The sequence below is a fragment of the Tritonibacter sp. SIMBA_163 genome (assembly GCF_046535935.1).
Classification (GTDB): domain Bacteria; phylum Pseudomonadota; class Alphaproteobacteria; order Rhodobacterales; family Rhodobacteraceae; genus Epibacterium; species Epibacterium scottomollicae.
Genome location: NZ_JAWJBP010001288.1, coordinates 1 through 237, shown reverse-complemented (window position 1 = coordinate 237; position 237 = coordinate 1). Strand labels below are relative to the sequence as shown.

The following is a 237-nucleotide window of genomic DNA, read 5'->3' as shown; positions in this document are numbered from 1 at the left end:
AAGTTGCAGGGTATAGACCCGAAACCCGGTGATCTAGCCATGGGCAGGTTGAAGGTTGGGTAACACTAACTGGAGGACCGAACCGACTAATGTTGAAAAATTAGCGGATGACTTGTGGCTGGGGGTGAAAGGCCAATCAAACCGGGAGATAGCTGGTTCTCCCCGAAAGCTATTTAGGTAGCGCCTCGTGAATTCATCTCCGGGGGTAGAGCACTGTTTCGGCAAGGGGGTCATCCC

The 237-nt window shown here is 52.7% G+C and carries 1 rRNA gene; it reads left to right on the top strand.

Annotated features, from left to right (window positions below):
- A 23S ribosomal RNA gene (locus R0J92_RS26455) occupies positions 1-237 on the top strand; the annotation flags it as partial.